The following is an 8,373-nucleotide window of genomic DNA, read 5'->3' as shown; positions in this document are numbered from 1 at the left end:
GAACGGACTGGTGTCAGCCTGGCTGGGCTGTCTGTGGTGGAGGCGGCTCCGCTGGGCGCCACGGCCGCCGCACAGCGGCCGGCGCGATCAGCAGCCCCGTCGGCACCCACAGTGCGTACGGACCGGCGAAGTTGCGCAGGTAAATCAGGCCCTGGTCCCACTTGCTGCCGGAGGCGTCCTTGGCCAGGGCGGTCTGCGGGACCAGCAGTGCGTAGTAGCCCATCCGGAAGATCTGATAGCCCACCGGCAGCAGTCCGCCGGCCGCGACGATCAGCGCGCGGCGGCCCCATCCGGGTTCGGCGATCAGCATCATCACCAGGGCCAGTCCGCCGATGAGGGCGAACTCCGGACGGACCAGCACGCTCAGGCCCGCCACGAAGGCCAGTGCGGCGAGGGACCAGGGACCGTCGGGCCGGCCGCTGTGCCGCGGCCGTTGCGCCCAGCGGATCATCATCCACCACAGCCCGCCCAGCCAGGCTGTCACCAGACCGTTCTCCAGGCCGGAGGTGGCGAAGTCGCGGGCGGGCGGGACGGCGACGTAGACCAGCGCGCCGGCCGGCAGTATCCACGCCCGGCGGCCGCCCGGGACCGGTTCCCACAGCCGCGCGGCGCCCAGCATGGCCAGCGCCACCCCGGCCACGCTGAGGAACAGGGCCAGCGCCAGCGCCACGTACTCCAGCCGCAGCGGGCCGCCGATCAGACTGCCCAGGTACACCAGATAGGTCCACGCGGTGGAGGTGTTGGACTCCACCCGCTCGCCGGCGTTGAAGACCGGGCCGTTTCCGGCCAGCAGGTTCCGGATGGTCCGCAACACGATCAGACCGTCGTCGGCGATCCAGCGCCGCTCCCAGGCGCCCCACGCCCACAGCGCCGAGACCACCGTCACCGAGACCCACAGGCTCACCCGGGTGAGCAAGGCCGGCGGGCTAGGCGAGGAGGGCGGCGGCAATGACCGATCCGATCCAGGCCAGGGCGAGCACCTGCAGCACCCGGTCTCGCAGCGCGATCTCCTCGGGCTCGCCGGCCACGCCGCCGTCGACGTCGACCGCGTAGCGCAGGATCGCGACGGTGAACGGGATCATCGAGATGACGAACCAGGACGGGGCGTTGCGGTCCCGCTCGAATGCCCACAGCCCGTAGCAGAGCACCACCGCGGTGGCCGACAACGTCCAGACGAACCTCAGGTAGGTGCTGGTGTAGTTCTCCAGCGACTTGCGGATCTTGGCGCCGGTCCGCTCGGCGAGTTGCAGTTCGGCGTAACGCTTCCCGGCCGCCATGAACAACGAGCCGAACGCCATGACCAGCAGGAACCACTGCGAGAGCGGGATGCCCGCCGCCACACCGCCGGCGATGGCGCGGATCAGGAAGCCCGACGAGAGGATGCAGATGTCAAGCACGGCTTGGTGTTTGAGTCCGAAGCAGTACGCCAGCTGGATCACCAGATAGACCGCCATCACCACGGCGAGCTTCGGGGTGACCCACCACGAGATCGCCAGGCAGCCGGCCGCCAGCACGGTGGCGATCCCGTAGGCCATACCGACCGGCAGCACCCCGGCGGCGATCGGCCGGTACCGCTTGGTGGGGTGGGCGCGGTCGGCCTCGACGTCGCGGGCGTCATTGACCAGATAGATCGACGAGGCCGCCATGCAGAACACCACGAAGGCGATCGAGACCTTGGAGAGGACCTCCCGGTAGTCGAAATGGACGCCGCCGCCGAGTGCGGCCAGGGGCGCGGCGAACACCAGAAGGTTCTTCACCCACTGCCGCGGCCGGATCGCCTTGACGACGGCGGCGAACAGGTTGCTCGGCGGGCCGGTGACCGCGGTGTCGCTGCTCATGGTCCGTCACTTCCCTTCTGGCCGCCGAGCCGGGCGGTGCCGCGCGCCACCGCCGCGCCGACGGCCATCCCGGCGAGCACGTCGGTGGGGTAGTGCACGCCGAGCACCAGGCGCGAGAGCGCCATCAGCGGCACGGCGGCCAGCGGCAGCGGTGAGCGGGTGGCCCGGCACAGCAGCATAGCCGCGGCGGTGCTCGACGTCGCGTGCGCCGAGGGGAAGCTCAGCGCGCTGGGGGTGCCGACGTTGACCCGGATGTCGGGGTGGTTCGGGCGCTGCCGCCGCACCGCGAGCTTGATCACGATCGCAGCCCCGTGCGCGGCCACGGCCCCCGCCCCGACCAGCAGCCAGTCCCGCCTGCGCCGCGGGGATGCCGCCGCACCCAGCGCCGAGAGCGCGATCCAGCCCGCGGCGTGCTCGCCGAAGTGCGACATGCCGCGGGCGGCGGTGACGACCGGCGGTGTGTCGAGCCGGGACTGCACGCCGACCAGGACGGCGTCCTCTCCGGCGGCCCGCGGGCCCGGGAATTCAGGCATTGATCGCCGCGTCGTCAAGCAGCACCGTCTCCCACTTCTGCGGACTGGACAGCACCGGCAGCGCGTCCCGGTAAACCCGGCGCATGTGATCGTACTTACGGGCGAGCCGGATGTGCTGGCGCAGTGAGGCTTTGAGCAGAGCGAACATTTTCGCCCTGTCGCGCTGGCGGTAGACCACCCCGCGGCCGTCGGCGGTGGTGACGGTCACCCCGTCGACGTTGCACAGCAGGAACCAGCGGGCGTCCTGGGTGGCGACGTTGAGCTGGGGGCGTTCGTGGTGGGCCGGATCGGCCTTGCGCAACTGGTGGGCCAGCCCGCGGGCCAGCCTCATTCCGATGACCGGCAGTGCCGCCGGTGGACGGTGCACCCTGGTGCGCCCGCTGGGCGCCGGAAGAGACGTCGCGCCGGGCAGCACGACCGCGTCGGGGTATTGCTGTCTCATCGCGCGTACCTCGGGCAGCGCGGACTCAAGGATCGAGAAGATGTGCTCCGGGCCGCCCAGGAAGTCCTCGATCGCCTTGTTCTGGATCGCCACCGTCGAGTACTCAAGGCAGAGAAGGTGCTTGAAGGTGGCCTTCAGCGAGCTCTTGATCAGCCCGCTGACCGGGGCATCCCAGTGTAGGGCGGAGACGACCAGCCGGTTGCGCAGGTGGAAGTAGGCCTGCCAGTCGATTGCGTCGTCCTTGTCGCTCCAGGCCATGTGCCAGATCGCGGTTCCGGGCATGGTGACGGTGCCGTAGCCGTGCTCGCCGGCGCGCAGTCCGTAGTCGGCGTCGTCCCATTTGATGAACAACGGCAGCGGCTGGCCGAGTTCCTCGGCGACCTGCCGCGGGATCATGCACATCCACCAGCCGTTGTAGTCGACGTCGATGCGGCGGTGCAGCAGCTTGCTGCGACCTTCCTCGTCCTCGCCGTCGAGCGGGTACTTGGCGAAGTCGTGGTCGTATTCGGTGTGCGGTGCGTTGGTCCACATGAAGTTGGCGCGGTTGACCACCTCGCCCATCACGTGCAGGTGACTGGGCTCCTGCAGGTTGAGCATCTGCCCGCCGATCAGGGTGGGGTGCTTGGCGAAGCGGCTCAGCGCGAGCGCGCGCAGGACCGAGTCCGGCTCGATGCGGATGTCGTCGTCCATGAACAGGATCTGTTCGCAGTCGGTGTTCTTCAGGGCCTCGTACATGGCCCGGCTGTAGCCGCCCGATCCGCCCAGGTTGGGCTGGTCGTGGATCGACAATCGGCCGGCCAGTGCGGCCGCGGCCGCGCTGAAGCCGGCGTGGTCCTTGGCCTTCTCGGTGCCCTGGTCGACGACGATGACCGAGCCGATCACGTTGTCCACCAACGGGTCCGACGTCAGCGCCCGCAGCGCGTTGACGCAGTCGGCGGGACGGTTGAAGGTCGGTATGCCGACAGCGACGTTGGCCCGGCCGGGCGCCGGCACCGGTGCGTACCAGGCGGCGCTGTGCACGGTGGTCTTGGTGTCGGTGGTGATGTCGAACCAGATCCAGCCGCCGTCCTCGAACGGGGCCAGCTCGATCTCGAACTCGGCCGCGGCCGGTTGCGAACCGTTGCTGATGATCTCGGTACCGCCCACGCTGATCCGCGCGCCGGTGGCCTTGGAGCGGTAGACGTCGACGCGGGCCGAACCGGTGAGCTCCACCCGCAGCACCACTGATTCCAGGGTCGACCAGCGCCGCCAGTAACTGGCCGGGAAGGCATTGAAGTAGGTGGCGAAGGACACCTCCGACTCGGCGCCGATCTGCAGGGTGGTGCGGGTGGCGGCGTGCGCCCGGCGGGCGTTGGTCTCGGATTCCTCGATGTAGAGCTTGCGTACGTCCAGCGGCTCGCCCGGCCGGGGCAGGATCACCCGGGCCAGCAGGCCGACCGCCCGCGACTCACCCGAGGTGATCGGGCCGGAGGGTATCTCGCTCATGTTGTGCCGCTTTCCTCATCATTGGCGCTCAGCGGCGCACCGTCACGCAGGTGCGGCGCAAGGATGTTGTCGTACATGTTCAGCGCGCTGGCGATGGCCATGTGCATGTCCAGGTACTGGTAGGTGCCGAGCCGGCCGCCGAACAGGACGCCCGCAGTGGCGGTCTCGGCCCTGGCGCGGGCGCGGTAGGCCGCCAGGATCTCCCGGTCGGCGTCGGTGTTGATCGGGTAGTAGGGCTCGTCGTCGGCATCGGCGAACCGGGAGTACTCCCGCATGATGACGGTCTTGTCGGTGGGGTAGTCGCGCTCGGGGTGGAAGTGACGGAACTCGTGGATGCGGGTGTAGGGCACTTCGACGTCGTTGTAGTTCATCACCGGAGTGCCCTGAAAGTCCCCGGTAGGCAGTACTTCGACCTCGAAATCCAATGTGCGCCAGCCTAATCGGCCGTCGGCATAGTCGAAGTAGCGGTCCAGGGGTCCGGTGTAGACGACCGGGGCGCCGGGGCTTTCGGCGCGCAGTTCGTCGCGCACGTCGAACCAGTCGACGTCGAGGCGGACCTCGATGCGCTCGTCGGCGGCCATGTTCTGCAACCAGGCGGTGTAGCCGTGGACCGGCAGACCTTCGTAGGTGTCGTTGAAGTAGCGGTTGTCGAAGGTGTAGCGGACCGGCAGCCGGCTGATGGTCGAGGCCGGTAGTTCCTTGGGGTCGGTCTGCCACTGCTTGGCGGTATAGCCCTTGACGAAGGCCTCGTAGAGCGGGCGGCCGATCAGCGAGATGGCCTTCTCCTCGAGGTTCTGGGCGTCGGCGGTGTCGATCTCGGCGGCCTGCTCGGCGATCAGGGCGCGGGCCTGGTCGGGGCTGTAGTAACGGCCGAAGAACTGGGCGACCAGGCCCAGGCCCATCGGGAACTGGTAGGCCTGCCCGTCGTGAAGGGCGAAAACCCGGTGCTGATATCCGGTGAACTCGGTGAACTGGCGCACGTAGTCCCACACCCGGGTGTTGGAGGTGTGGAAGAGGTGCGCCCCGTAGCGGTGGATCTCGATGCCGGTCTGCGGCTCCGGCTCGGAGTAGGCGTTGCCGCCGATGTGCGGACGGCGTTCCACGACCAGAACGCGCTTGCCGAGCTGGGTGGCCACCCGCTCGGCGATCGTCAGGCCGAAGAAGCCGGAGCCGACGACGAGGAGGTCAAAGCGGGCGGCGGACATCAGGGCCAAGGTTATCCGACCCCGATGGCCCCGAGGGCGAGCCGCAGCCGGGTGACCGCGAGAAATGTGCGTCCGACGGTCCCCCGGTGAGCAAGGGTCAATGTCGCGATTGGCTCACGATTCCGCATCGTCACTCCAGTCTCATCAACCCCACTCGTAACATCGAAAACGTCAGCGTCGCCGGGCATCCGGCACTGACGACGAGGTACTAATTCAGATTGAGGAGACTCCCGTGCCGAACCAACGTCGACGCAAGTTCTCGACAGCCCTGAGCGCGGTGGCCGCCCTAGCCGTCGCAAGCCCGTTCGCGGTCATCGGTGTGATCGAGCTGACCTCCGGCCCGGCCCCCGAGCACCGCGACTTCACCCGGGCGGCCGTCGTCACCGACCTGCCCAACGAGATCATGTCCGCACTGCAGGCCGGGCTGTCGCAGTTCGGCATCAACCTGCCCCCGCTGCCGACCGGCCTCAGCCCGGCCGGCGCCCAGCCGGTGCAGACCGGGGTGCTGCCCAGCCTGACCACGCCCAGCCTGACCACGCCCAGCCTGACCACGCCGGGCCTGACCACGCCGGGCCTGACCACGCCGGGGCTGACCACGCCCGGCGCGACGCTGCCCGGTGCGACGCTGCCCAGCGCCACGGCGCCCGGCCTGACCACGCCCAGCCTGAACACCCCGGGCCTGAATCCGGCCGCGGCACTGCCGTCGCTGACCGATCCGGCACTGGCCAACCCTGGCCTGACCACGCCGCAGATCGGTCTGACCCCGGCGCCGGCCGCCGGCATCGGACTGCCGACCGAGCAGCCCATCACCGCCCCGCTGGCCCCGGTGGCCGGGACCTACCCGATCCTCGGCGACCCCGCGGCCTTCCTGCCCGCGGCTCCGGCACCGGCGTCGACCGGGATCATCGGCGACCTGAGCAGCGCGGCCAATCAGCTCGGGGTCGGCCAGGCGATCGACCTGCTCAAGGGTGTGGTGATGCCGGGCATCACCCAGGCGGTCCAGAACGCGGGTGCGGCCGCGTCGGCGCCGATCGGTGCCGCGGCGCCGGTGGCCGAGGCGGCAGCCCCCGCGGCCGAGGCGGCCGGGGCGGCCATCGCCGCCGCTCCCGCGATCGAGGCAGCCGGCACCGTCCCGATCGGCTGATCGGCAAACCTGCATCTAAACGGCACCGCAGGGTCAGCCCTGCGGTGCCGTTGCAGTCTCACCAATCACAGAGTCCTCAAGAGTTGCCATAAGCCCGTGTCGCAACGCTGGCACCAGCTAACTCATACGTAACATCGCGTTCGTGGCGTCCCGTCCGGCACCGACGATCCTGTTCACCGCGATCGCGGCGACCGTCGTCATGGTGCCGTTGGCCCTCAACGGATCTGTCCGCCACGACCGGGTGGCCGACGACGTCGTCATGGTGCAGCAGCCGATGGCCGGCCTCGGTGGCGGCGAGACCGTCCGCGAGATCAGCCAGGACAGGCCGTTCTCCATGGTTGCCCTCACCGGCACCGACCTGACCGGGACCACCGCCCGGGTGCGGGCCAGGACGCCCGACGGGTCCTGGGGGCCCTGGTATGACAGCGAGACACTGGCCGACGTCGGCGACGACGACGGGACCGGTGTCCGCGGGACCGACCCGGTGTACGTCGGGTCCACCACCGCGGTGCAGATCGCGGTGACCCGGCCGCACGACGCGCCGGTGACCACCGCACCGCCGGAAAGCGGCCTGGACGCCGGCCGCGACCTGGGCTACATCCCTGCCAACGCCGAGCACTCGCTGTCCCAGAATCTCTCGGCGGTGCTGATCACCCCGCCCAAGTCACCGGTCGAACGGCAGTGGGTACCGCCGACAGCCACCCTGGGTCCCGGCCAGCCGCCGACCGTGATAAGCCGGGCCGAATGGGGCGCGGGCTCCGGGATGCGCTGCGGGGGGCCGTATTACGGCAACGGGGTGAGAGCAGCGGTGCTGCACCACACCGCAACCGGCAACAACTACGCCCCCGAGGATTCCGCGGCGATCCTCCGGTCGATCTACGCGTATCACACCGTGACCCTGGGCTGGTGCGACATCGCCTACAACGCCCTGGTGGACAAGTACGGGCAGGTCTTCGAAGGCCGCGCCGGCGGAATCACCAAGGACGTCATGGGTTCCCACACCGGCGGGTTCAACCAGGACGTGTGGGGCGTGTCGATGATCGGCAACTTCGTCGACGACTCCCCGCCGGACGTCATGGTCAAGACCGTCGGGCGGCTCATCGGCTGGCGGCTGAGCCTGGACCGGGTCGATCCGCTGGGCATGGTGCGACTGCGGTCCGCCGGCGGCCAGTACACCGTCGTGCCCGGCGGCCGGGTGGTGGACCTGCCGGAGATCTTCGCCCACCGCGACGTCGGCAACACCGAGTGTCCGGGCGACGCCGGCTACGCCGTGCTCGACGAGATCCGCAGGCTCGCGGCGGCTTTCAACGGACCGCCCGACGCCATCGAGTCGCTGCGGGGCGGTGCGATCCTGGCCCGCTGGGAGTCCGACGGCGGCGACACCGGTCCACTCGGCCACCCGACCTCGCCGGAGGCCGCGGGAGACGGCAGCGCCCGCTACGCGACCTTCGAGCGCGGCGCGATGTACTGGTCGCCGGAGACCGGAGCGCAGCCGCTGACAGGTGCGATCTATGAGGCGTGGGCGTCGCTGGGCTTCGAGCGCGGGGCTCTGGGCCTGCCCACCAGTGGCGAGATCGCCGAACCTGAGTGGATCGTGCAGAACTTCCAGCACGGCACGCTCAACTTCGACCGCCAGACCCACAACGTGCTGCGGGTGATCGACGGGGTGACCCTGGTGATGCCGCCGCCGTCGGTGGACGGGCCGCCGATCCAGCTCGAGCGGTTC

At 69.8% G+C, this 8,373-nt stretch carries 6 protein-coding genes and 1 pseudogene; 2 read left to right on the top strand and 5 right to left on the bottom strand.

What is annotated here, in order from left to right; genetic code table 11:
- Window positions 1-40: 40 nt before the first annotated feature.
- From ACKOQ4_RS17440 to glf, 5 genes and pseudogenes are all read right to left on the bottom strand, one after another.
- Window positions 41-949, bottom strand: a pseudogene (locus ACKOQ4_RS17440) (hypothetical protein); the annotation flags it as partial.
- Complete coding sequence (locus tag ACKOQ4_RS17435; protein ID WP_526293847.1) at window positions 927-1,838, bottom strand: decaprenyl-phosphate phosphoribosyltransferase; 912 nt, start codon at window positions 1,836-1,838, stop codon at window positions 927-929. The gene ACKOQ4_RS17435 and the pseudogene ACKOQ4_RS17440, both read right to left, overlap by 23 nt.
- Window positions 1,835-2,371 (bottom strand): phosphatase PAP2 family protein, encoded by a 537-nt coding sequence (locus ACKOQ4_RS17430; protein ID WP_526293846.1) that lies wholly within the window; start codon window positions 2,369-2,371, stop codon window positions 1,835-1,837. The genes ACKOQ4_RS17435 and ACKOQ4_RS17430 overlap by 4 nt, the downstream gene beginning before the upstream one ends.
- Window positions 2,364-4,298 carry a glycosyltransferase family 2 protein gene (locus tag ACKOQ4_RS17425; protein WP_526293845.1) on the bottom strand — a complete coding sequence of 645 codons (1,935 nt, stop codon included), beginning with the start codon at window positions 4,296-4,298 and terminating at the stop codon, window positions 2,364-2,366. The genes ACKOQ4_RS17430 and ACKOQ4_RS17425 overlap by 8 nt, the downstream gene beginning before the upstream one ends.
- Window positions 4,295-5,503 carry a UDP-galactopyranose mutase gene (gene glf, locus ACKOQ4_RS17420; protein WP_526293844.1) on the bottom strand — a complete coding sequence of 403 codons (1,209 nt, stop codon included), beginning with the start codon at window positions 5,501-5,503 and terminating at the stop codon, window positions 4,295-4,297. The genes ACKOQ4_RS17425 and glf overlap by 4 nt, the downstream gene beginning before the upstream one ends.
- A 232-nt stretch (window positions 5,504-5,735) precedes the next feature.
- Here glf and ACKOQ4_RS17415 point away from each other — a divergent pair, with 232 nt between their 5' ends.
- Together ACKOQ4_RS17415 and ACKOQ4_RS17410 are read left to right on the top strand one after the other, a co-directional pair.
- Window positions 5,736-6,647, top strand: coding sequence for a hypothetical protein (locus tag ACKOQ4_RS17415; protein ID WP_526293843.1), 912 nt, complete (start codon window positions 5,736-5,738; stop codon window positions 6,645-6,647).
- Window positions 6,648-6,846: 199 nt separating this feature from the next.
- Window positions 6,847-8,373 (top strand): N-acetylmuramoyl-L-alanine amidase (locus ACKOQ4_RS17410; RefSeq protein ID WP_526293848.1); only part of this gene is annotated, 1,527 nt, incomplete at its 3' end.

The sequence above is a fragment of the Mycobacterium sp. genome, from assembly GCF_046095365.1.
GTDB lineage: Bacteria > Actinomycetota > Actinomycetes > Mycobacteriales > Mycobacteriaceae > Mycobacterium.
The sequence above is the reverse complement of the archived record's forward strand: the minus strand, read 5'-3'. Positions and strand labels throughout refer to the sequence as shown.